Here is a 22,338-nt window from a genome sequence, read left to right as displayed (position 1 = left end):
CTCATTGGGATGACATTAAGGGCGGGCGGCGCAGCAAACCGTGCACCGGACCGAAGACCACGGACAGCAGGTACCCACCGCCAGCCACCAGCACAATCGCCGGGCCGCTGGGCAGTGAGTAGTAGAACGACAGCAACAGACCCAGCCATACCGACAGGCATCCCAGCACCGCCGAGACTGCGATCAACACCGGCAAGCGCCGGCTCCAGAAGCGTGAAGCGATGGCCGGCAGCATCATCAGCCCCACCACCATCAGCGCGCCGATCGCCTGGAAGCCGATCACCAGGTTCAGCACCACCAGCGTCAGAAACAGACCGTGGGCCAGCGGACCCAGACGGCTGACGGTTTGCAGGAACAGAGGGTCTAGGGTGTCCAGCAACAGCGGTTTGTAGATCAGCCCCATGGCGATCAGGCTGAAACCCGTAACCCAGAGCATGCCGGTGAGGGTGGTTTCATCGACCGCCAGGGCGGAGCCGAACAGCAGGTGGAGCAGGTCCAGGCGTTTGCCGGCGATGCCGAGTATCAGCACCCCGGCAGCGAGGGAGATGGGGTAGATGGCGGCGAGGCTGGCGTCTTCGCGCAAGCCGGTGCGGCGGGTGATCCACGCCGACAGCCCGGCCATGCTCAGGCCGGCGCCCAGGCCACCGATGGTCAGCGCCGGCAGGCTTAGCCCGGCGAACCAAAAGCCCAGGGCGGCGCCGGGGAGGATGCCGTGGGCCACGGCGTCACCGATCAGGCTCATGCGCCGCAGGATCAGGAATACGCCCAGCGGTGCGGTACTGCAGGCGAGCACCAGCCCGCCGATCAGGGCGCGGCGCATAAAAACGAAGTCGACGAAGGGCATCCATAGGTGCGCGGTGAAGTGCATCAAGCCACCTGCATCTGTGGCTGTGGACGGATCAGCGCTTTGCTGGGGCCGAACACGCAGCCATTGCTTTTGACCTGCAGCACCTGCTCGGTGTGCTGGCGCACAGAGGCGAGGTCATGACACACCACCATCAGCGTGCGGCCTTCGGCGTGCCAGGCGTGGATATGTTTCCAGCACAGCGCCTGGCCGTCTTCGTCGAGGGCGGCGTGGGGTTCGTCGAGCAGCAACACGGGCGAATCCGTCAGGCTCATGCGGGCGAGCAGGGCGCGTTGCAATTGCCCGCCGGACAAGGCCATTAATGGGCGCTGTTCCAGGCCGCTGAGGCACCAGTCCTCCAGCACGGCTTGCAGGCGGTGGCTGCGTTGTTGCGGGGTGAACTGGGAGCCCCAGAAACCGGCCGCCACCAACTCTTGCAGGCTGATAGGAAACTGGCGGTCGAGGTGTTGTTGCTGGGGGAGGAAGGCCAGGCCGCCACGGCGGGGAACCTCCACGGTGACTTTCCCGGCCAATGGCTTTTGAAGGCCCGCGATGACTTTGAGCAGGCTGCTTTTACCGCAGCCGTTGGGGCCGATCACCCCGGTGAGGCTGCCTTTAGTGAGGGTCAAATCCAGGGCTGGCGTGAGCGGTTGGCCGGGGGCGCCCCAGCGCAAAGTGGTGCAGGTGATCATGCAGAGTGTCTCGTCCAGCGGCTTTCAGCCACGGCATCGTGCGCGTGCAGGCTTTCGGCGTGGATCACTTTGAGGTGGAAGGCTTTGACGGCATCCGAGCGTTTCAAGGCGAGGTTCAGACGGCGGGCGGCGTCTTCGCAGAACATCAGGTTCTGCCCGTTGGCCAGGGCGAAGGCTTGTTCGTCCGCACGTTTCACAGCGGTTTGTACAGCGGTGCCGAGGGCGGCTTCGGCGTCGTTGATCAGGTCGGTAAGTGCCAGGTGATCGCCTTGCAGATGCACATGCAACTGCGCGCTGCTGCGCTGGCTGTGGGGCGTGGCGACAATGCCGTTGGCGCTGCCGAGCCAGTTCAGCACCGCGTCATGCTGCAATGGCTTGTCGCCGAAGTCGTCGAGAAATTGCTGCTGAATCAATTGCCTGGCAAGGGCAGCAGAGCATGGGCAGGTTGATGAATAGGTCACGTCAATTTTTTGTTCCACGTGGAACATCTGGTTTTCAAGGCGGGCCTCAATGGTCACTGGGTAGGTTTTCCAGCCCGTCAAAGGACTGACCAACGCCGGACGCTTGAGCAGCAGGTGTGTGTGGATACGCAGGTAGGCGTTCTTAGATAAATCTTCATGACTGTCGAGAAAGCGCTGCAGTACATTGCGCAGAAGTGCAGGTGTGAGGGACTGCTCATCGAGCATTTCCAGCGCCAGGTACAGACGTGACATATGAATGCCACGGGCGCTGCCGTCGTCGAGGCTGACGCCCGCATCTGCGGTGGCGGTCAGGCGCTGCCCATCGATCAGAACAGGCAGGGCAATGCCGCACATGCCCACCCAGTCAAGTGGCAAGGCTTGGCGTGAAGCCTGCGCGGCAATATCCGGCAGAGTCAGCGCATTCATAAGCAGGTCCATCGTTGGAAATAATTCGACATGTTATAGTATAACAATAAGGTCGACGATGAATTTTCTGCTCCAGCCTTTTTTCAGTCATGTCGAGTACGGACGCTCCTTCTCTTCGCGGTATTTGTCATGCACAGACGTCAGCTTCTCAACCTGCTCCTGGCCAGCCCGCTGTTCGCATTACCGTTCGCCGCGCACGCCACGCAGATTCGCAATGCCCGCTTGTGGCGCTCGGACGACAAGCTGCGTCTGGTGTTCGACCTCAGCGGACCGGTTCAGTACAAGACGTTTTCCCTGACCGCGCCGGAACGCGTGATCATCGACCTGAGCGGCGCGGGGCTCAGTGGCGATTTTTCTCAGCTTGAGTTGAAAAACAGCGGCATTACCTCGATTCGCTCGGGGCATTTCGGCAAGGCGGATACGCGCATCGTGCTCGACCTGGCCGCGCCGATGCAGCTCAACAGCTTTGTATTGCCGCCTCAGGACGGGCAGGGGCACCGCCTGGTGCTGGACCTGACCAGTGCCACCCACGCGCCGCGTCAAATCGCGGCGGAACCTGCACCCTTAGTGGCGCCGGTGGATAAAACCCACCCCAAGCGCGACATCATTGTGGTGGTCGACCCCGGTCACGGCGGCAAGGATCCAGGCGCGGTCGGGTCCAAGGGCCAGCGCGAGAAAGACGTGGTGCTGTCCATTGCCCAGTTGCTGGCCAAACGCCTGAAACGCGAGAAGGGCTTTGACGTGAAACTGGTGCGCAACGACGACTTTTTCGTGCCGCTGCGCAAGCGCGTGGACATCGCCCGCCAGCACAAAGCCGACATGTTTATCTCGGTGCATGCGGATGCGGCGCCACGGCTCACGGCGTCGGGGGCGTCTGTGTATGCGCTGTCCGAAGGCGGTGCCACCTCGGCCACGGCGCGTTTTATGGCGCAGCGCGAAAACGGCGCCGACCTGTTGGGCGCCACCACGTTGCTCAATCTCAAGGACAAGGACCCGATGTTGGCCGGTGTGATTCTCGACATGTCGATGAACGCCACCATCGCCTCCAGCCTGCAACTGGGCAGCTCGGTATTGGGCAGCCTGCAAAACATCACCAGCCTGCATCAGAAGCGTGTTGAGCAGGCCGGGTTTGCGGTGCTCAAATCACCGGATGTGCCGTCGATCCTGGTGGAAACGGGCTTCATCTCCAATGCCCAGGACGCCCAGCGGCTGGTCACGGCGCGTCACCAACAGGCTGTGGCGGACGGTTTGTTTGAAGGCCTGAAAAAGTACTTCCAGAAGAACCCACCGATGAACAGCTACATGGCCTGGGTGCAGGAACAGAAGAGCGAGCAGGCCTAACAGCCGGTGATGCGGCTGCAGGTGAACTTGGCGCTGGCGCCCCCGGAGCTGGAAAACCGGTTGATCGTGGTCCATCCCACACGCCGCGTATAACCGACCCATGCCTCACCGTCCGACGCCAACCCGGTAAAGAACGTCAGCTGCCCATAGCGGCTGTTGGTCTGGGCCCAGTAGCGTTTGCCGATCACCTCGAAACCGCGCAGATAGGTGGTGCTGCCGAGGGTCGCCACGCTGTAGCTATTGCCCAGCGGGTCGGCACAGGCCAGCACATTGGCGCTGCGCGTGCAGTTGGCCAGCAGGCTCGGCGCCTGGGCGCAGGCAGGTCCTGCGGCTGCCAATAACAGGGCGCACACCAGGTATTTCATAGGGTTTCTCGGGCTGGGGAGGTGTTCAAGCATTGCGCCCTTCGTCGCAGGGAGCAAGGGGGATTGGCTTATTTGTATTGTTATACTATAACATAAACGAACAGCCTGACCCGTGATCCCGTTGCCATGACCGAACAAGACCTGCTGGCCCAACCGCCTGCCGATTACATGAATGACGCCCAACGAGGGTTCTTTCGTGCGCTGTTGCTGACCCACCGCAATGAGTTGCAAGCGCGCATCGAAGGCGAATTCCTGGTACTGCGCGAGCAGGAACCCAATAGCGACCCGGCCGATGTGGGCAGTGCTGAAGAGCAGCGCCAATGGCAACTGCGCCTGCTGGAGCGGGAAAAGAAGCTCTTGGACAAGATCGATGAGGCCCTCGAATTGCTCGCCCGTGGTGAATACGGCTGGTGCCGCGAAACCGGCGAGCCCATTGGTCTGCAACGCCTGCTGCTGCGCCCGACCGCCACCCTGTGTATTGAAGCCAAAGAACGTGAAGAGCTGCGCGAACGCCATAAACGGGCGATTTGACCGGCCACCCCTGATGAGGACTCCCTGATGCCCAACCGTCTACCCGTTACTGTGTTGTCCGGCTTTCTCGGCGCCGGTAAAAGCACGCTGCTCAACTACGTTCTGCGCAATCGCGAAAACCTGCGCGTGGCCGTGATCGTCAACGACATGAGCGAAATCAATATCGATGGCAGCGAGGTGCAACGCGACGTCACCCTCAACCGCGCCGAAGAAAAACTGGTGGAGATGAGCAATGGCTGCATCTGCTGCACCTTGCGTGAAGACCTGTTGGAAGAGGTCGGAAAACTCGCCAAGGAGGGTCGCTTCGATTACCTGCTGATCGAATCCACCGGCATTTCCGAACCCTTGCCGGTGGCCGAAACCTTCACCTTCCGCGATGAAAACGAGCAAAGCCTGGCGGATATCGCGCGCCTGGACACCATGGTCACCGTGGTCGACGGCATGAATTTTTTGCTCGACTACCAGGCCGCCGAAAGCCTTGCCTCACGGGGCGAAACCCTGGGTGAAGAAGACGAGCGTTCCATCACTGACCTGTTGATCGAGCAAATCGAATTCGCCGACGTGATTTTGATCAGCAAGATCGACCTGATCAGCAGCCGCGAGCGCGAAGAGTTGATGGCCATCCTTGAGCGTCTCAATGCCCAGGCGGAAATTATCCCAATGGTCATGGGCGAAGTACCGCTGAACAAAATCCTCAACACCGGGCGCTTTGACTTCGAGCGCGCGGCACAGGCGCCGGGCTGGCTGCAGGAGTTGCGCGGCGAGCATGTGCCGGAAACCGAAGAATACGGCATCGCCTCCACGGCCTATCGCGCACGCCGCCCGTTCCACCCGCAACGTTTTTTCGACTTTATCGACCGGCCCTGGGTTAACGGCAAATTACTGCGTTCCAAGGGTTTTTTCTGGCTGGCCAGCAAGCATCAGGATGCGGGCAGTTGGTCCCAGGCCGGTGGTTTGATGCGCCACGGGTTCGCCGGGCGCTGGTGGCGTTTCGTGCCGAAAAGCCAGTGGCCGCAGGACGAAGAAAGCGTCGCGGCGATCATGGGCAACTGGCAGCTGAGCACCGGCGACTGTCGCCAGGAGCTGGTGTTTATCGGGCAGAACATCGACTTCGCCCAGATGCGCGCTGAGTTGGATGCGTGCTTGCTTACCGATGAAGAAATGGCCCTGGGTGTTGAAGGTTGGCGCCTGTTGGCTGATCCATTTGGTCCCTGGTATGAAGAGGCAGCCTGATGCTGGCACCCGTTATCCCCCTGCGCCCGGTGATTCGCCAGACCCGCGGCGAAACCCCGCTGGCGCTGTCCGACATTCTCGAAGACGGCGTGAACCTGGCGTTGTGGCAGCGCCAATTGCCACTGCACATCGCCGAATTCGGTGCCTTGCTGGTGGCACTCAACGAGCCATTGGCCGATTCGATGGTCATTGAGCTCGACCGCGAAGATGCTGAGCCGAATTTGCGCGGATTGGCGTCCAGTTGTCGCGATCTTGAGGGCTACGAAGGCTTTATCGCCGATGTCGCATGGCTGGTCAGCGCCTTTGCCTGCCTGCTCGGCGCCAAGCGTATCGGCGTGCGCCTGCGGTTGCTGGATAAAGCCATGTGCCCGCGCTTTCACGTCGACCACGTGCCGGTGCGGCTGATTACCACCTATGCCGGGGTCGGCAGCCAGTGGCTGCGTGAAGGGGTGATGGATCGGCGCAAGCTCAGCCAGGCGGAGGCCGAACCCCACGAGCGCATCGAGCAGATCCAGTGTGGTGAAGTGGCGCTGCTCAAGGGCACCAAATGGCACGGCAACGAGGCGCACGGTCTGATCCATCGGTCACCTGCCCTGAAAGCTAATGAGCGCCGATTGATTCTGACGCTGGATTGGCTGGCGTAACCGCGTAGGATCAAATGCTCTACATGGCCTGAATGATGCCCCTGATGCTGCAGAACATTCCCACCCACGTGATTGCCGGGCCCCTGGGTGCCGGCAAGACCAGCCTGATCAAGCACCTGCTCGCCCAACGGCCGGCCAACGAGCGCTGGGCGGTGTTGATCAACGAGTTCGGCCAGATCGGCCTGGATGCGGCGCTGCTGACACAGGACGATGACGGTATTGCCCTCGGCGAAGTCGCGGGTGGCTGCCTGTGCTGTGTGAATGGCGCGCCGTTCCAGGTCGGCCTGGGTCGCCTGTTGCGTAAGGCCACGCCCGATCGATTATTCATCGAACCGTCAGGGCTGGGCCATCCCGCGCAATTGCTCAAACAGTTGCGTGAAGCACCATGGCAGACGGTGTTGGCGGTGCAGCCTTGTGTATTGGTGTTGGACGTCCAGGCCCTGGCGGCGGGCAAACCCTTGCCGCCTGCACAGCAGCAGGCCCTGGCGAGCGCCGGCCTTTTGGTGTTGAACAAGGATGAGGCGCTGGACACGGCGCAGCGCCAGGCGATCGAACAGCAGTTACCCGACTGCCCGCGCTATTGGACCCATCAGGCGCAGTTGCCGTTGGCACAGCTGCCGGGCCTGTACGCCAAAGCGGGTGCGGCTGTGGATAACGTCGACATGCCCAAAGGCTTGGCGCAGATGCCGGCGGTCTGGAGCGATTCCGCGTTGCCCATCTGCTTGAGCCAATCCCAGGAGGACGGTTGGAGCATTGGTTGGCGCTGGCACCCCAGCCAGTCGTTCGATCCCGAGCGTCTGGCGCAATGGCTCACGCACCTTGAGTGGCGCCGCGCTAAGCTGGTTATCCACAGCCGGGACGCATGGGTGTCCGCCAACGCTGTGGATAACAGCCCGTTCACCTGGCTGCCCAGCGAATGGCGTCGCGATACCCGGATTGAATTGATCTTCAGCGCACCACAGGACGTGGCTGCGCTGCAGGTCGAGCTGGCAGCCTGCCGCTACTGACGGTTCTTGGCCGCGTGGTCCTGGCGCCACTGGCTCAGCTCGATCACTTCGGCGCTGGGCAGCGCTTCCTTGGCCTCGAACGGGTAGGGCGCCAGTTCGATCTGCGCGCTATGGGCGCCGAATTGGGTGATGGTGCCACTGTGCCGGGACTCGCCCGTGACAGTGAATTCAAAGTTGTAGACCCGCGCCAGACGCCGGCGCCCGTTGGCATCCTTCACAAAACCAATGCGCTTGAGCGCCACTGCACCGTCGAGCAACTCGATATCGAGCTTGGCGCAATGCTGCTTGACCCGCGCCAGCGCCCGCTCGCGCAGGCCGTGGTTGTGCCATACCCAGGCGGCACCGGTCGCCAGCAGCATCAACACGAAGATGTTTCCCAGGGTCAGCATGTGAAAAACTCCAACAAAGTGAGCGCAGCTTAACTGTGTCGCCGGTCTGTCGTACAGGCTGCGTTTAGTCGCATACTGCGCGGCCAGAATTTCAATGGCTTTACGGAAATCCCCTGCATGAAACGCACCCCTCATCTGCTTGCGATCCAGTCTCATGTGGTCTTCGGCCACGCCGGAAACAGTGCCGCCGTGTTCCCCATGCAGCGGGTGGGGGTGAACGTCTGGCCACTGAACACGGTGCAGTTCTCCAACCACACCCAGTATGGTCAGTGGGCGGGCGAGGTGCTGGCGCCGCAGCAGATTCCTGCGTTGGTGGAAGGCATTGCCGCCATCGGAGAGCTGGGCAATTGTGACGCGGTGCTGTCCGGCTACCTGGGCAGTGCGGACCAGGGACGGGCGATACTTACCGGTGTGGCGCGGATCAAGGCCATCAACCCCAAGGTCCTTTACCTGTGCGACCCGGTGATGGGGCATCCGGAAAAGGGCTGCATCGTGCCGCAGGAAGTCAGCGATTTCCTGCTCGACGAAGCCGCCGCCATGGCCGACTTCCTGTGCCCCAACCAGCTGGAACTGGACAGCTTTGCCGGGCGCAAGCCGCAGTCACTGTTCGATTGCCTGGCCATGGCCAAGGCCTTGCTGGCCCGCGGGCCGAAGGCCGTGCTGGTCAAACATTTGGATTACCCCGGCAAGCTGCCGGATGGCTTCGAGATGCTGCTGGTCACCGCCAACGGCAGCTGGCACCTGCGTCGGCCGCTGCTGGCGTTCCCGCGCCAGCCGGTGGGCGTGGGCGACCTGACCTCCGGGCTGTTTCTGGCGCGGGTGTTGTTGGGCGACAGCCTGCTGGCGGCATTTGAGTTCACCGCCGCCGCCGTGCATGAAGTGCTGCTGGAAACCCAGGCTTGTGCCAGTTATGAACTGGAACTGGTGCGGGCGCAGGATCGGATTGCCCATCCGCGTGTGCGGTTCGAAGCGACGCCGATCGGCCTCTAAGTACGCAGGACCCAATGTGGGTCTGCAGCGTGGAAATTAAAGCGCGTCCGCCTTGATCTCCTGATAGCGCTTCTCCAGCTCCTGGCGGATCTGCCGGCGTTGCTGGGCCTGTACGAACCGGCGCTTGTCTTCGCTGTTACGGGGTTGCAGCGGTGGCACGGCGGCCGGTTTGCGCTGGTCGTCCACGGCCACCATGGTGAAGAAGCAGCTGTTGGTATGACGCACCGAGCGCTCGCGGATGTTCTCGGTCACTACCTTGATCCCCACTTCCATCGAGGTATTGCCGGTGTAGTTGACCGACGCCAGGAACGTCACCAACTCGCCGACATGGATCGGCTCGCGAAAAATCACTTGGTCCACCGACAACGTCACCACATAGCGACCGGCATAACGGCTCGCGCAGGCGTAGGCCACTTCGTCGAGGTACTTGAGCAGGGTGCCGCCGTGGACATTGCCAGAGAAGTTGGCCATATCAGGGGTCATCAATACCGTCATCGACAGCTGGGCGTTTCCGGGTTCCATAGCACACTCACGGGTTGTAGGCATTGGTTGGGGGGCACCTCTGCGGGTGCTGGAGTCGTTGCAGCGCGACCCTTTACGGGACGCCGGCGGGCGGCTTGCCGTCACGCGCCGGCCGATCTGTTTCCATATATTGCACCGGCTTTTCGGTGGAAGTCGCGGTGTTAACCTTCAAAAGCCCATCCCAGGGCATTTCTTACGATTAAGGCAGACTTTTCCTTCCGTATTTTGCGACTTTTCATATGCGCGAGCGGAAGTGGAAAAGCGCCAGCACCCTCAAGGAGCCCCTCGCCATGCACGCCATCAGCTTTATCCAGGACTTGGCCGTGATCATGTTGGTGGCAGGGGTGGTCACCGTGCTGTTTCACCGCCTCAAGCAGCCGGTGGTGCTGGGTTACATCGTCGCCGGTTTTATCATTGGGCCCCACACGCCGCCGTTCGGCCTGATCCACGACGAAGACACCATCAAGACCCTGGCCGAGTTGGGGGTGATCTTCCTGATGTTCTGTCTGGGCCTGGAGTTCAGTCTGCGCAAGCTGTTCAAGGTGGGCGCCACGGCGTTTATCGCGGCCTTCCTGGAAATCATCCTGATGATCTGGATCGGCTACGAAATCGGCCGCTGGTTCGACTGGAACACCATGGACTCGCTGTTCCTCGGCGCCATCCTGGCGATCTCCTCGACCACCATCATCGTCAAGGCGCTCAACGACCTGAAGATGAAAGACCAGCGCTTCGCCCAGCTGATTTTCGGCGTGTTGATTGTCGAAGACATCCTGGGGATCGGCATCATTGCCTTGCTGTCGAGCATCGCCGTGAGCGGTACGGTGAGCTCCGGCGAGGTGTTTTCCACCGTCGGCAAACTCTCGCTGTTTATGATCGTGGCATTGGTCATCGGTATTCTGCTGGTACCGCGGCTGTTGGCCTACGTGGCCAAGTTCGAAAGCAATGAGATGCTGCTGATCACGGTACTGGGCCTGTGCTTCGGTTTCTGCCTGTTGGTGGTCAAGCTGGAATACAGCATGGTGCTGGGGGCGTTCCTGATCGGCGCGATCATGGCCGAGTCCCGACAGTTGATTAAGATCGAGCGCCTGATCGAGCCGGTTCGCGACATGTTCAGTGCGATCTTCTTTGTGGCGATCGGTTTGATGATCGACCCGCAGATTCTGCTGCAGTACGCCTGGCCGATTGCGGTGATCACCGTGGCGGTGGTTCTGGGCAAAATGTTGTCCTGCGGATTGGGGGCGTTTATCGCAGGTAATGACGGCCGTACCTCACTGCGGGTGGGCATGGGGCTGTCACAGATTGGCGAATTTTCTTTCATCATCGCCGCGTTGGGCATGACCTTGCAGGTGACCAGCGACTTTCTTTATCCGGTGGCGGTCGCGGTGTCGGCGATTACCACGCTGCTCACGCCTTACTTGATTCGCGGTGCCGACCCATTGTCATTGAAGCTTGCCGCCGTGATGCCCCAGCGCATGAGCCGGGTATTCGGTATGTATGGTGAGTGGCTGCGCAGCATTCAGCCCCAGGGCGAGGGCGCAATGCTGGCGTCAATGATCCGCAAGATCATCCTGCAAGTGGGGGTCAATCTGGCGCTGGTGATCGCGATCTTCTTCGCCGGCAGCTTTTTTGCGGCGCGCATCGGTGGGTATCTGGAAGGTTGGATCAGCGACCCCAGCTGGCAGAAGGCGTTGATCTGGGGTGGGGCGTTGTTGCTGTCGCTGCCGTTCTTGATCGCGGCCTACCGCAAGCTCAAGGCGCTGTCGATGTTGCTGGCTGAGATGAGCGTGAAGCCGGAGATGGCTGGGCGGCATACGCAGCGGGTGCGACGGGTGATTGCGGAGCTGATCCCCATTTTGTCGTTGCTGGTGATCTTCCTGCTATTGGCAGCCTTGTCGGCCAGTATCTTGCCGACCAACAAGTTGCTGGTGCTGATCGCCGTGGTCGCGGCGGCGGTAGCGGCGGTGCTCTGGCGCTGGTTCATCCGCGTGCATACGCGGATGCAGGTCGCCTTGCTGGAGACCCTGGATAACCACAAGGATACGCCGGAGCACTAGGGGGGGACTGGGTGCAGGACTCAGCTTTCCAACCACACGTCCCGCGCCCAGTGCCACACCGATTCCCAGGTTTCTTCCTGGACGAGTTCTTCTTCGCCGGACCACAGCACCACAGTGCCGTCTTCTTCGACGCAGTAGTAGTCGTCGCCGTCCTGGCAGATCGGGATCATGCTGCGATTTACACCGGCATCCCAGGCATTGGCGGCCACGTCGGGCAGGTAGGTGTGGGATTGCGGGTCGGTGACGGTCACCGGTTCGAGGCTGCCGTACACCACGTCGCTGACGGTCAGCAGGAATTCGCGGAACACAAACGGGATGTCGATGAACAGCTGTTCTTCGATCTCTACGATTTGGTCTTCGTCAGGCAGTTCCAGAGGAACCGGGACCGGTTCGTTGGCTTCACGCAATTGTTCGATGATTTCTTCCACGGCCGGGATCCTCTTGCTGATGGCGCGGTTTATAGGGGCGTTTTATACAGTAGCTCGCTATAAGTGCAACCGTGAAATAGAAAACCCCGGACAGGTCCGGGGTTTTTTGTTACGACTTGCTCAAGCGTGCAGGGATCAGCCGTTCTGGCGGATACCGGCAACCAGCCATGGCTGGTTGTCGCCTTGGGCACGTTCCATGTTCCAGCTTTCGCTGAACACTTCGCCCTGGTCGAAACGCGAAGTCTTCGACACGCCGCTGAAGGTCAGGGTGGCGATGGTCTTGTCAGCGCGATCATCCACACCTTCCAGTTGGACGCGCAGGTCGTCGATGAAGGTTGACTGGAAGCCGTCGCCCAGGTCGGCGCGTTCACGCTTGAGGAACTCCAGCAGTTGTGGGGTCACGAACTCGGAGATCTTATCCATTTCGTTGGCGTCCCAGTGTTGCTGCAGGGACTGGAAGTGGCTGCGCGCCGCTTCGACGAAACGCTCTTCGTTGAACCAGGCCGGTGCGTTGATCACCGGACGGGCAGCGGCAGGTGCCGCCGAACCACCGAAGATCGAACCCATGGCAGGTTTTTGCTCGAACACTTCACGCTGCATCGGCGCACCGGCTGGAGCCATTTGCTCCTGCTGCTTGCGGCGACGGGCGGCGATAAAGCGGAAGACCAGGAAGGCAATGACGCCCATGATCAGGATGTCGAAGATCTGCATACCCTCGAAGCCACCGCCCATGAACATGGAGGCGAGCAGGCCACCGGCCGCGATACCGGCCAGAGGGCCCAACCAGCGCGAAGCACCGCCAGCCTTGGCAGCGGCGCCAGCAGCACCGGCTGCGCCTGCGGTAGCCGCAGCACCACCCGCACCGGCGGCTGGAGCCATTTGGCTGGTCTGGTGGGTCGGTGCCGCGCCCGAGCTTTTGCCGCCACCGAAGCGTTTGGCGTTGGCGTCGAGGCTCATCGTCAGGCCGATGCACAACGCCATGGCGATGCTAAGAAAACGTTTCATAAAGGGAATTCCCATTTGTGGATTGCACGCGCGCCATGTTGCACAGGTGTAGTGGCAGTGGCTAGCGGCATAATGTTTCGGGCTTTTGCGTAAGACCGATTCCGAAGGGTCTGTAGGACTAATTACAGATATTGGCCCGCGCTTCTTAAATACAAGGGCGGGCCAATAACCTTCATGTAGGCAAATGTTTCAGACGGCTTCGAGTTTCGCGTAACCCATCATCAGCCACTTGCTGCCTTCGGCGAAGTTCACCTGCACGCGCGCCTGGGCACCGGCGCCTTCGAAGTTGAGGATCACCCCTTCGCCGAAGATTGCATGCTTGACCTGTTGGCCAAGGCTGAACGGGGTTTCCGGAATCTCGGAGCCGGCGAACATGCTGCTGGAGTTCTGCTGCTGGCCGCCACCGAAAGGCCGGCTGACGCTGTTGGACAGGCGCACTTCCTGGATCAGGCCCTTCGGCACTTCGCGTACGAAGCGCGACACCTTGTTGTAGGTCTCGCTGCCATACAGGCGTCGGGTTTCGGCGTAGGTCATCACCAGGTTCTGCATGGCGCGGGTAATGCCTACGTAGGCCAGGCGGCGTTCTTCCTCAAGACGGCCAGGCTCTTCCAGGCTCATCTTGTGGGGGAACAGGCCTTCCTCCATGCCCACCAGGAACACATACGGAAATTCCAGGCCCTTGGCGCTGTGCAGTGTCATCAGTTGGATGCTGTCTTCATGCTCATCAGCCTGGGTATCGCCGGCTTCCAGCGAGGCATGACCCAGGAAGGCGGCAAGCGGCGTCAGTTCTTCATCTTCCTCGGTGTTTTCGAACGCCCGGGCAGCGCTGACCAGTTCTTCAAGGTTTTCTACCCGGGCCTGGCCTTTCTCGCCTTTTTCCGCTTCGTAATAGGCGATCAGCCCGGACTGCTCGATCACGGTCTGGGTCATCAAGTGCAGGGGCATTTCCGCGCATTTGGCGGCGAGGTTCTCGATCAGCTCGACAAACACACCCAGAGCGCCTGCCGCACGACCGGTCAGGCCTTTATTGGCGATGAGCAGGCGCATGGCTTCCCACATCGACACATCGGCATGGCGCGCATGGTCGCGAATCGCCTCAACGGTTTTCTCACCGATGCCACGGGCGGGGATATTGATCACCCGTTCCAGCGCCGCATCGTTGCCCCGGCCTTCCAGCAACCGCAGGTAAGCCATGGCGTTCTTGATTTCCGCACGCTCGAAGAAGCGCTGGCCGCCGTAGATGCGGTAAGGGATGCGCTCGCGCAGCAAGGCTTCTTCCAGTACCCGCGACTGGGCGTTGGAACGGTACAAAATCGCAATGTCGCTGCGCGCCAGGCCGGTCTTCAGCGCGCTTTCGATGGTTTCCACCACGTAACGCGCTTCATCGTGCTCGTTGAACGCGGCGTACAGGTTGATGGCCTCGCCTTCGCCGCCGTCGGTCCACAACTCTTTGCCCAGGCGCCCGGTGTTATTGGCGATCAAGGCGTTGGCGGCCTTGAGGATGCCGGCGGTGGAGCGGTAGTTCTGCTCCAGGCGGATGGTGATCGCGTCCGGGAAGTCTTCGGAGTACTGGTAGATGTTCTCGATTTTCGCGCCACGCCAGCCGTAGATCGACTGGTCGTCGTCGCCCACCACCATCAGGCTGTCGCCGCCCTTGGCCAGCAGGCGCAACCAGGCGTACTGCACGGCGTTGGTGTCCTGGAACTCGTCCACCAGGATGTGGCGGAAGCGTTTCTGGTAGTGAGCCAGCAAGCCTGGGTTATCACGCCACAGGTCGAGGGCGCGCAGCAGCAGCTCGGAGAAGTCGATCACACCGGCGCGCGCGCAGGCGGCCTCGTAGGCTTCATAAATGCTGCGCATGGTAGCCAGGAACAAATCGCCGCTGGCCTGGATATGTTGCGGGCGCAGGCCTTCGTCTTTCTGACCGTTGATAAACCACTGGGCCTGACGCGCCGGCCAGCGTTGTTCATCGAGGCCCAGTTCGCGGATCACGCGTTTGACCAGGCGTTGCTGGTCATCGCTGTCGAGGATCTGGAAGGTCTGGGCCAGGCCCGCTTCCTGCCAATGGGCCCGCAAAAGGCGGTGCGCCAGGCCGTGGAAGGTGCCCACCCACATGCCGGCCGGGCTGATGCCCATCAACTGTTCGATGCGGTGGCGCATCTCGGCAGCGGCCTTGTTGGTGAAGGTCACCGACAGGATGGAGTGCGGGGAGGCGTTTTCGACCTGGATCAACCAGGCGATACGGTGCACCAGCACTCGGGTTTTACCGGAGCCAGCACCGGCCAGGACCAACTGACGGCCAACGGGGGCCGCTACGGCCTGGCGTTGGGCATCGTTGAGGGAGTTCAGCAAAAGAGAGAGATCATCGCGCATCGGCGCATTCTAGGGTGCTGGGGGGTGTCGGGCAAATCCCAATGCCGGGTGGTCGATGCAAAAGGTCCGGGACGCTCTGACCCGCGTTGACATTGCGTCAGGCTGATGACCGGTCGGTCAATGGTCGCAGGCCGCGCAGGCTCTCGCTCAAGCCGTCTGGCCTCGCGCTTTGCGCTGGGTGACCGCGCAGTTTTATGACGTGGAGCAGTTTGGCCCGAGCGCTTGCTTGTGTATGCTCCGTCGACGTTTCGGGCTCACCATTATAAGAACACTGCCTATGACCCTCAGTACCGACCTGCTTGGCCCCTCGATGGCGCCCGCGCAGGTTATCCGTAAACACTACGCCACTGAGATGGCGGTCGAGCGTACGCGCCTGCTGTATCAAGGCTCGCTGCTGCCGACCCTATTGATGTTGGTGAACGGTCTGGTCTGCGCCTGGCTGCTGTGGAACCCCAAGCAATATCTGTTGGACAGCATCTGGTTGGTGTGGCTGCTGGCGCTGGTGGCCCTGCGCGTGATCCAAGTGGCGGCCTTTGATTCAGCCATGCCCAGCCGCCAGGCCCAGCCGGTGTGGCGACGCATGTTCATGTTGGGGTCGGCGGTCAGCGGTTTGACCCTGGCGACCGCGGCCATCGCCCTGGCCCCGGTCAATAGCTTCATGCAGCAAGCCTGGGTGTTTGGTCTGATCGGCGCGGCGACGTTATCAGCCAGTGTGGCCTACGCCGTCAGCCTGCCGGCGTTTCTATCCTTTGCCGTACCGTGCCTGGTGCCGTCCATTGTCTACCTGCTGTGGGCGGGCAGCCCGCAGCAACAAGGCTGGGGCGTGCTTGGCCTGATCCTGCTGCTGTCGCTGAACCTGGTGGCCTGGCAGGTTAACCGCTTGATCCAGCGCGAACTCTTGCGTCGTTTCCAGAACCAGGCGTTGATCGAGCATCTACAACAGGCACAGCAGCGCAGCGAACAGTTAAACCAGGACCTTACGCGCGAAGTGGAGCAGCGGCGTCAGGTCGAGGAGGAGCTGCGTGAAGCGCAGATCGGCCTGCAAGACCGCATGGCTCAACGCAGCCAGGAGCTGGACGCCACCAGCCTGGCCTTGAATAAGAGCGAAGCGCGCCTGGCCATGGCCCTGCAAGCCAGCGAACTCGGGCTGTGGGATTGGAACCTGCAAACCGACGAAGTCCACCACACCCAACTCAAAGAACTGTTCGGCCTGGAGCCGGAGTACGTCACGGCGATGCTTGGCCACCTCAAGCCGCGCCTGCACCCCGACGACCTGCCGCTGCTCAAGCGCGCGCTGGTGGAGCATCTGAAGGGGCGCACTGAGGATTATCAGGTGGAATACCGCGTGCGCCATGGCGATGGGCACTGGGTATGGATCGAAGACCGTGGCCGTGCCGTGGAGCGTGCGCCGAATGGCCGCGTGATTCGAATGCTCGGTACCCGTCGTGACATCAGTGCGGGCAAGGCCCTTGAAGAACAGCAGCGGCTGGCCTCGACCGTCTTCGAAGCCGCCAGCGAAGGCATCGTGATCCTCGACCCTGACTACGCGTTGATTGCCGTCAACCAGGCGTTCAGCCGTGTCACCGGCTTTGATATCGACGACATGCTCGGCCGCAACGTGGTGGAGCTGCCCAGCAGCCGCGATGCCCGGCGTCACTTCCCGGTGATCCGCCAAGCGTTGCTCAGCCATGGCACCTGGCAAGGTGAGCTGGTGGAAACCCGCAAAAACGGCGAGCTCTACCCGCAGTGGCTGCAGCTGAACGTGGTGCGTGATGTTCGCGGAAACGTCAGCCATATCGTGGGCTTCTTCGCCGATTTGTCGGCCAGGCGCGAATCCGAGGAGCGCATGCGCTACCTCACCCACTATGACGAGCTGACCGGCCTGGCCAACCGCTCACTCTTCCGCGAACGGCTGCGCGAAGCCCATCAGCGTGTGCGCCTGGGAGGGCGTAGCCTGGCGTTGCTGCACATCAATCTCGACCGTTTCAAACTGCTCAACGACAGCCTGGGCCATGAAGTGGCGGACCAGTTGCTGCAGAAAATGGCGCGGCGCCTGATCAACGCCTTGCCGGAGGCGGACACCATTGCGCGCCTGTCCGGCGATGAGTTTGCCGTACTGTTCGATGCTTACGGCAACCTGTCGAGCCTGGCGCGGGTGGCGACGCGCTTGCTGGCCAAGCTGCGGGTGCCCGTGACAGTGGAGGGGCACGAACTGGTGGTCAGCGCCTCGATGGGCGTGAGTTTGCTGCCGGATAATGCGCGGGAAATTTCCGCGCTGGTCAGTCAATCGAACATGGCCATGCAACACGCCAAGCACCTGGGCGGAAACAACTTCCAGTTCTACACCGACAGTTTGCAGGCCAGCACCCTTGAGCGTCTGCAGCTGGAGAACCACCTGCGCAAAGCCATCGAAGAGCGCCAGCTCACCGTGTTCTACCAGCCAAAATTGTGCTTGGCGACCGGCAAGCTCAATGCCGCCGAAGCGCTGATTCGTTGGGAGCATCCACAATGGGGCATGGTGCCACCGGCCGACTTTATCGGCCTGGCTGAAGAAACCGGTCTGATCGTACCGCTGGGCGAATTTGTCCTGCGTGAAGCCTGTTGGCAGGCCTGTGAATGGCAGTGCCAGGGGCTGGCGCCGATCCGCGTGTCGGTGAACCTGTCGGTGCATCAACTGCGTCAGGGCAAGCTGGTCAGCCTGGTGCGCCAGGTGCTGGAGGAAACCGGCCTGGACCCGCAATACCTTGAGCTGGAACTGACCGAAAGTCAGTTGCTCGACAGTGTGGAGCACATCATCGTCACCTTTGAGCAACTGCGGAATCTGGGGGTCAAGCTGGCCATCGACGACTTTGGCACCGGCTATTCCTCCCTCAGCTACCTCAAGCGCATTCCCGTGGATTACGTGAAAATCGATCAGACCTTTATCCGGGGTCTGGGGCAGGGGCGCGAAGACGCTGCCATCACCCGCGCGATCATCGCCATGGCGCATGGCCTGGCGCTCAAAGTCGTTGCCGAAGGGGTGGAAGATCAGCAGCAGTTGGATTTTCTGCGTGCGGAGCGTTGTGACGAAGTGCAGGGCTATCTGATCAGCCGGCCGATGCAGGCGGACGGGTTGGCAGATTTGTTACGGAAAAATGCAGATTTTCCTTAGGTGGGCCACGACCGCCTTTGTGGCTACAAAGCGCGTGCCCTTTGAATCAGAGGGCAGCAGGGCGATTTAGTGACGCGTCGGACGGGCAAAACAGCAATTCTTGTAGTATAACTACAAGCTTGCTACATCCCCTGGCCCTGCCAATAACAAGAGTCCTGCCCTTTGAACCTGTTGCAACATATCGCCCAGTCGCGCCACCTGTTACGCAAATCGGAACTCAAGGTTGCCGATCACGTGCTGCTTGATCCTGCGGCTGTGATGCACAGTTCCATGGCCGACCTGGCCCACAGCGTGGGCATCAGCGAGCCGACCATCGTGCGCTTCTGCCGCGCCATCGGTTGCTCCGGGTTCCAGGACTTGAAACTCAAATTGGCGCAGAGCCTGGCCGCCGGCGCCAGCTTCGGGCAGTTCGCAATTCACGAAGACGACTCCGTCGCTGACTACAGCCTGAAAATCTTCGACACCACCCTGCACACCCTTATGGAAGTGCGCGAGAAGCTCGACCCGGTGGAGCTGCAAAAGGCCGTGACAGCCATGTCCCAGGCCCAGCGTGTCGAGTTCTACGGCTTCGGTGCGTCCGGCGCGGTGGCGGCGGATGCCCAGCACAAATTTTTCCGCTTGCTGCTTACGGCGGCGGCCTACAGCGACCCCCACATGCAGGCGATGTCGGCGGTGACGCTCAAGCCCACCGACGTGGCCATTTGCATTTCCCAGTCGGGCCGCTCCAAAGACCTGCTGATCACCGCGAACCTGGTGCGGGAAAGCGGTGCATCGTTGATTACCTTGTGCCCGAGCCAGACGCCCTTGGCGGAACTGTCCACGGTCAACCTGGCGATCGACGTGCACGAAGACACCGAGATCTACACCCCGTTGACCTCGCGCATCGCCCACCTGGTGGTGATCGATGTGCTGGCGATGGGCGTAGCCATGGCGCGCGGGCCGAGCCTGGTCAACCACCTCAAGAGCGTCAAGCGCAGCTTGCGCAGCCTGCGGCTGTCGCCCAAATCGGTCAAAGCCCTCGACGACTGACAGGTTGTACGCGCAGCCGCATCGTCACCGGCGTCGACTTCAGAAGATTCATCGTCCTGTAACGCTTGCGCCGCCAAACCGTCATCCCTCAGGGCCATCCTGAACTCCCGTACTCGCATTGGGAGACTCCAAATGGCCCGTCCCTACGAAGACTGCAACAGCGCCGTAAAGACCCGTCGTCAGCAGGAAGACCAGCGCCGCATGGCGTTCCGTCGCGCCATCGAAGACCGCTGTCAGGAGCGCCAGTTGCTCCAGAGCATCAGTGACTACCCGGAACTGCACTGGCAGGCAACCGCGGCCGGCCAGCGAAGCGCTCAGCCAGCGCGCTGATCTGCACTCGCTCGCTGCGGATAAAGCCCAGGAACGCATGGGCCACCGGTGACAGGCGCTTGGCTTTGGCCTGCACCAGACACCAACTGCGGTAGAGCGGCAGTTCTTCCACCGGCAGCTCTATGAGCCCGCCGGTGGCCAGTTCCATGTTGACCGCATGGCGCGTCAACAGGGCCACACCCAGCCCGGCGCAGACACACTCACGCTGTGCCTCCGCCGAGGCCACTTCCACCGTTTGGGTGAAGTGCACGCGTTTGTCCTTGAAATACTCCTCGCAGGCCATTCGCGTGCCGGAGCCCGGTTCGCGGGTGAGCAGGGTGTAGGGTTCCAGATCCTGCAGGCGCAACAGTCCTTGCAGGCTCAAGGGATGATCCGGCAGGGCCACGGCCACAATCGGGTTGTTGAGAAACGGCAGGAACTCCAGGCCCATGTCCTGGGGCACCATGGACATGATCACCAGGTCGTCACGGTTGTCGGAGAGGCGCCGGATCACTTGGGCGCGATTGACTACCGTCAGGTGCAGTTGCACGTCAGGGTGCTGGCGCTTGAAAGCGGCAAATAAGTGCGGCACGAAGTACTTGGCGCTGGACTCAATCGCGAGTTTCAACTGGCCCTGCAACGAACCCTGCATGTCCGACAGCTGCATATCCAGGTTTTCCAGGCGCCCGAAGATGTCGCGGCTGGCCCGTTGCAGGGCTTCGGCGGCCTCGGTCATGTAGAGTTTTTTGCCGACATAATCGAACAGCGGCTGGCCGATCAGCTCTTCCAGCTGACGAATTTGCAGGCTCACGGCCGGCTGGGTGAGGGACATTTCTTCGGCCGCGCGGCTGTAAGAGCGCAAATCGCACACTTCATTGAAGATTTGCAATTGACGCAATGTCATACGCATCAATGACTTACGCATTACTCGTTTGCTCCCGCCCCAGGCTGACCGGCCAACTATAAGTCTTTACTTATGCCCAACCCAATAATTATTGATTTTTGTTAATCCCTCTGCAGGCTTAGTGTGTGTCTCGCGACTGTCATGAAACATTTAGTCACGCGTCGACCCGGGTTCAGTGGGTCGAAGCACGCAGCAATCGGCTCAAGGGAATTTCCAAGTGATAAAAAAGATCCTGATCGCCAACCGTGGTGAGATTGCCGTACGAATCGTGCGTGCCTGCGCCGAGATGGGCATCCGCTCGGTCGCGGTGTATTCCGACGCCGACCGTCACGCGTTGCACGTTAAACGTGCCGACGAAGCCCACAGCATTGGTGCCGAGCCCCTGGCCGGTTACCTGAACCCGCGCAAGCTGGTGAACCTGGCGGTGGAAACCGGTTGCGATGCGCTGCACCCCGGTTACGGTTTCTTATCGGAAAACGCCGAACTGGCAGACATCTGTGCCGAACGCGGGATCAAATTCATCGGCCCGGCTGCTGAAGTGATCCGCCGCATGGGCGACAAGACCGAAGCGCGTCGCAGCATGATCAAGGCTGGCGTTCCGGTGACCCCCGGCACCGAAGGCAACGTCGCCGACATCGCCGAAGCCCTGACCGAAGGCGACCGTATCGGTTACCCGGTCATGCTCAAGGCCACCTCCGGTGGCGGCGGTCGCGGTATTCGTCGTTGCAACAGTCGCGAAGAACTCGAGCAAGCTTTCCCCCGCGTCATTTCAGAAGCCACCAAGGCCTTCGGTTCGGCGGAAGTGTTCCTGGAAAAATGCATCGTCAATCCCAAACACATCGAAGCGCAGATCCTCGGTGACAGCTTTGGCAATGTGGTGCACCTGTTTGAGCGCGACTGCTCGATCCAGCGCCGTAACCAGAAGCTCATCGAAATCGCCCCCAGCCCGCAACTGACCCCTGAACAGCGCGCCTACATCGGCGACCTGTCGGTGCGCGCCGCCAAGGCTGTGGGCTACGAAAACGCCGGCACCGTGGAGTTCCTGCTCGCCGAGGGCGAGGTGTACTTCATGGAGATGAACACCCGGGTGCAGGTGGAACACACCATCACCGAAGAAATCACCGGTATCGACATCGTTCGCGAGCAGATCCGCATCGCCTCCGGCCTGCCGTTGTCGGTGAAACAGGAAGACATCCAGCACCGTGGCTTTGCGTTGCAATTTCGTATCAACGCCGAAGACCCGAAGAACAACTTCCTGCCCAGCTTCGGCAAGATCACCCGTTACTACGCCCCCGGCGGCCCCGGCGTGCGGACCGACACGGCGATCTACACCGGCTACACCATCCCGCCGTTCTACGACTCCATGTGCCTGAAACTGGTGGTGTGGGCGTTGACCTGGGAAGAAGCCATGGATCGCGGCCTGCGTGCCCTGGACGACATGCGCCTGCAAGGCGTGAAGACCACCGCCGCCTACTACCAGGAAATCCTGCGCAATCCGGAATTCCGCAGCGGCCAGTTCAACACCAGTTTTGTGGAAAGCCACCCTGAACTGACCAACTACTCGATCAAGCGCAAACCCGAAGAGCTGGCCCTGGCCATCGCCGCCGCCATCGCCGCCCACGCAGGCCTGTGAGGAATAT

At 61.2% G+C, this 22,338-nt stretch carries 21 protein-coding genes; 11 read left to right on the top strand and 10 right to left on the bottom strand.

Translation table 11 applies throughout. The features are described 5' to 3' along the window. Position 1: 1 nt before the first annotated feature. From KZX66_RS18620 to folE2, 3 genes are read right to left on the bottom strand one after another with little or no spacing between them, the layout of a single operon-like run. The gene (locus KZX66_RS18620; RefSeq protein ID WP_248081989.1) at positions 2–868 is read right to left on the bottom strand and encodes a metal ABC transporter permease; all 867 of its coding nucleotides are present in this window, start codon (positions 866–868) and stop codon (positions 2–4) included. Beyond that, positions 868–1,536: an ATP-binding cassette domain-containing protein gene (locus tag KZX66_RS18615; RefSeq protein ID WP_248081987.1), complete on the bottom strand. Its 669-nt coding sequence runs from the start codon at positions 1,534–1,536 to the stop codon at positions 868–870. The genes KZX66_RS18620 and KZX66_RS18615 overlap by 1 nt, the downstream gene beginning before the upstream one ends. Continuing rightward, complete coding sequence (gene folE2, locus KZX66_RS18610; RefSeq protein ID WP_248081979.1) at positions 1,533–2,423, bottom strand: GTP cyclohydrolase FolE2; 891 nt, start codon at positions 2,421–2,423, stop codon at positions 1,533–1,535. Before folE2 ends, KZX66_RS18615 begins: the two co-directional genes overlap by 4 nt. Before the next feature lie 129 nt (positions 2,424–2,552). On the opposite strand from folE2, the gene KZX66_RS18605 reads away from it, so the two are divergent. Then, the gene (locus tag KZX66_RS18605) at positions 2,553–3,764 is read left to right on the top strand and encodes an N-acetylmuramoyl-L-alanine amidase (RefSeq protein ID WP_248081977.1); all 1,212 of its coding nucleotides are present in this window, start codon (positions 2,553–2,555) and stop codon (positions 3,762–3,764) included. Here KZX66_RS18605 and KZX66_RS18600 read toward each other — a convergent pair. Beyond that, positions 3,761–4,129, bottom strand: a complete 369-nt coding sequence (locus KZX66_RS18600) for a glutamine synthetase (protein ID WP_248081976.1) — start codon at positions 4,127–4,129, stop codon at positions 3,761–3,763. The genes KZX66_RS18605 and KZX66_RS18600 overlap by 4 nt on opposite strands. A 126-nt stretch (positions 4,130–4,255) precedes the next feature. Here KZX66_RS18600 and dksA point away from each other — a divergent pair, with 126 nt between their 5' ends. The 4 genes from dksA to KZX66_RS18580 are packed head-to-tail and all read left to right on the top strand — an operon-like array spanning position 4,256 to position 7,544. Beyond that, positions 4,256–4,660, top strand: coding sequence for an RNA polymerase-binding protein DksA (dksA, locus tag KZX66_RS18595; RefSeq protein ID WP_248081974.1), 405 nt, complete (start codon positions 4,256–4,258; stop codon positions 4,658–4,660). Positions 4,661–4,687: 27 nt separating this feature from the next. Further along, positions 4,688–5,893: a zinc metallochaperone GTPase ZigA gene (zigA, locus tag KZX66_RS18590; protein ID WP_248081972.1), complete on the top strand. Its 1,206-nt coding sequence runs from the start codon at positions 4,688–4,690 to the stop codon at positions 5,891–5,893. After that, positions 5,893–6,537, top strand: coding sequence for a DUF1826 domain-containing protein (locus KZX66_RS18585; RefSeq protein WP_248081970.1), 645 nt, complete (start codon positions 5,893–5,895; stop codon positions 6,535–6,537). Before zigA ends, KZX66_RS18585 begins: the two co-directional genes overlap by 1 nt. A 44-nt stretch (positions 6,538–6,581) precedes the next feature. After that, positions 6,582–7,544, top strand: coding sequence for a CobW family GTP-binding protein (locus tag KZX66_RS18580; RefSeq protein WP_248081968.1), 963 nt, complete (start codon positions 6,582–6,584; stop codon positions 7,542–7,544). Here the strand turns inward: KZX66_RS18580 and KZX66_RS18575 are convergent. Next, positions 7,538–7,933, bottom strand: coding sequence for a DUF3301 domain-containing protein (locus tag KZX66_RS18575; RefSeq protein WP_248081966.1), 396 nt, complete (start codon positions 7,931–7,933; stop codon positions 7,538–7,540). The genes KZX66_RS18580 and KZX66_RS18575 overlap by 7 nt on opposite strands. Positions 7,934–8,050: 117 nt before the next feature. On the opposite strand from KZX66_RS18575, the gene pdxY reads away from it, so the two are divergent. Beyond that, positions 8,051–8,923 carry a pyridoxal kinase PdxY gene (gene pdxY / locus KZX66_RS18570; RefSeq protein ID WP_248081964.1) on the top strand — a complete coding sequence of 291 codons (873 nt, stop codon included), beginning with the start codon at positions 8,051–8,053 and terminating at the stop codon, positions 8,921–8,923. Between the two features lie 36 nt (positions 8,924–8,959). Here the strand turns inward: pdxY and KZX66_RS18565 are convergent, their stop codons facing one another. Then, complete coding sequence (locus KZX66_RS18565) at positions 8,960–9,445, bottom strand: acyl-CoA thioesterase (protein WP_248081962.1); 486 nt, start codon at positions 9,443–9,445, stop codon at positions 8,960–8,962. 290 nt (positions 9,446–9,735) lie between these two features. Between KZX66_RS18565 and KZX66_RS18560 the strand changes: the two genes are divergently transcribed. Beyond that, positions 9,736–11,499, top strand: a complete 1,764-nt coding sequence (locus KZX66_RS18560; RefSeq protein WP_248081960.1) for a cation:proton antiporter — start codon at positions 9,736–9,738, stop codon at positions 11,497–11,499. A 20-nt stretch (positions 11,500–11,519) separates the two neighbouring features. Here the strand turns inward: KZX66_RS18560 and KZX66_RS18555 are convergent, their stop codons facing one another. The 3 genes from KZX66_RS18555 to uvrD all read right to left on the bottom strand — a co-directional run bounded on the left by KZX66_RS18555 (position 11,520) and on the right by uvrD (position 15,305). Continuing rightward, a complete protein-coding gene (locus KZX66_RS18555; protein WP_248081958.1) occupies positions 11,520–11,927 on the bottom strand; it encodes an SMI1/KNR4 family protein in 408 nt (135 codons plus the stop codon). A 135-nt stretch (positions 11,928–12,062) separates the two neighbouring features. After that, positions 12,063–12,932, bottom strand: a complete 870-nt coding sequence (locus tag KZX66_RS18550; protein WP_248081956.1) for a Tim44 domain-containing protein — start codon at positions 12,930–12,932, stop codon at positions 12,063–12,065. 189 nt (positions 12,933–13,121) lie between these two features. Next, on the bottom strand, positions 13,122–15,305 hold the full coding sequence (gene uvrD, locus KZX66_RS18545) for a DNA helicase II (RefSeq protein WP_248081948.1): 2,184 nt from the start codon (positions 15,303–15,305) through the stop codon (positions 13,122–13,124). 277 nt (positions 15,306–15,582) lie between these two features. On the opposite strand from uvrD, the gene KZX66_RS18540 reads away from it, so the two are divergent. The 3 genes from KZX66_RS18540 (at position 15,583) to KZX66_RS18530 (ending at position 19,815) form a co-directional block, all read left to right on the top strand. Further along, positions 15,583–18,456 (top strand): GGDEF domain-containing phosphodiesterase, encoded by a 2,874-nt coding sequence (locus KZX66_RS18540; protein WP_248081946.1) that lies wholly within the window; start codon positions 15,583–15,585, stop codon positions 18,454–18,456. A gap of 162 nt (positions 18,457–18,618) precedes the next feature. Next, the gene (gene hexR, locus KZX66_RS18535; RefSeq protein ID WP_003177007.1) at positions 18,619–19,485 is read left to right on the top strand and encodes a transcriptional regulator HexR; all 867 of its coding nucleotides are present in this window, start codon (positions 18,619–18,621) and stop codon (positions 19,483–19,485) included. A gap of 132 nt (positions 19,486–19,617) precedes the next feature. Continuing rightward, positions 19,618–19,815 (top strand): hypothetical protein, encoded by a 198-nt coding sequence (locus KZX66_RS18530; RefSeq protein ID WP_248081939.1) that lies wholly within the window; start codon positions 19,618–19,620, stop codon positions 19,813–19,815. On the opposite strand, the gene KZX66_RS18525 is transcribed toward KZX66_RS18530, so the two are convergent. After that, positions 19,745–20,719, bottom strand: coding sequence for a LysR family transcriptional regulator (locus KZX66_RS18525; protein ID WP_248081938.1), 975 nt, complete (start codon positions 20,717–20,719; stop codon positions 19,745–19,747). The genes KZX66_RS18530 and KZX66_RS18525 overlap by 71 nt on opposite strands. 196 nt (positions 20,720–20,915) lie before the next feature. Here KZX66_RS18525 and KZX66_RS18520 point away from each other — a divergent pair, with 196 nt between their 5' ends. After that, positions 20,916–22,331 (top strand): acetyl-CoA carboxylase biotin carboxylase subunit, encoded by a 1,416-nt coding sequence (locus KZX66_RS18520; RefSeq protein ID WP_010565910.1) that lies wholly within the window; start codon positions 20,916–20,918, stop codon positions 22,329–22,331. The last annotated feature ends 7 nt before the right edge of the window (positions 22,332–22,338 follow it).

Origin of the sequence: Pseudomonas sp. EYE_354, assembly GCF_023148575.1 — a bacterium.
In the GTDB taxonomy this organism is placed as follows: Bacteria; Pseudomonadota; Gammaproteobacteria; order Pseudomonadales; family Pseudomonadaceae; genus Aquipseudomonas.
This window is presented reverse-complemented; position numbering and strand designations above follow the sequence as displayed.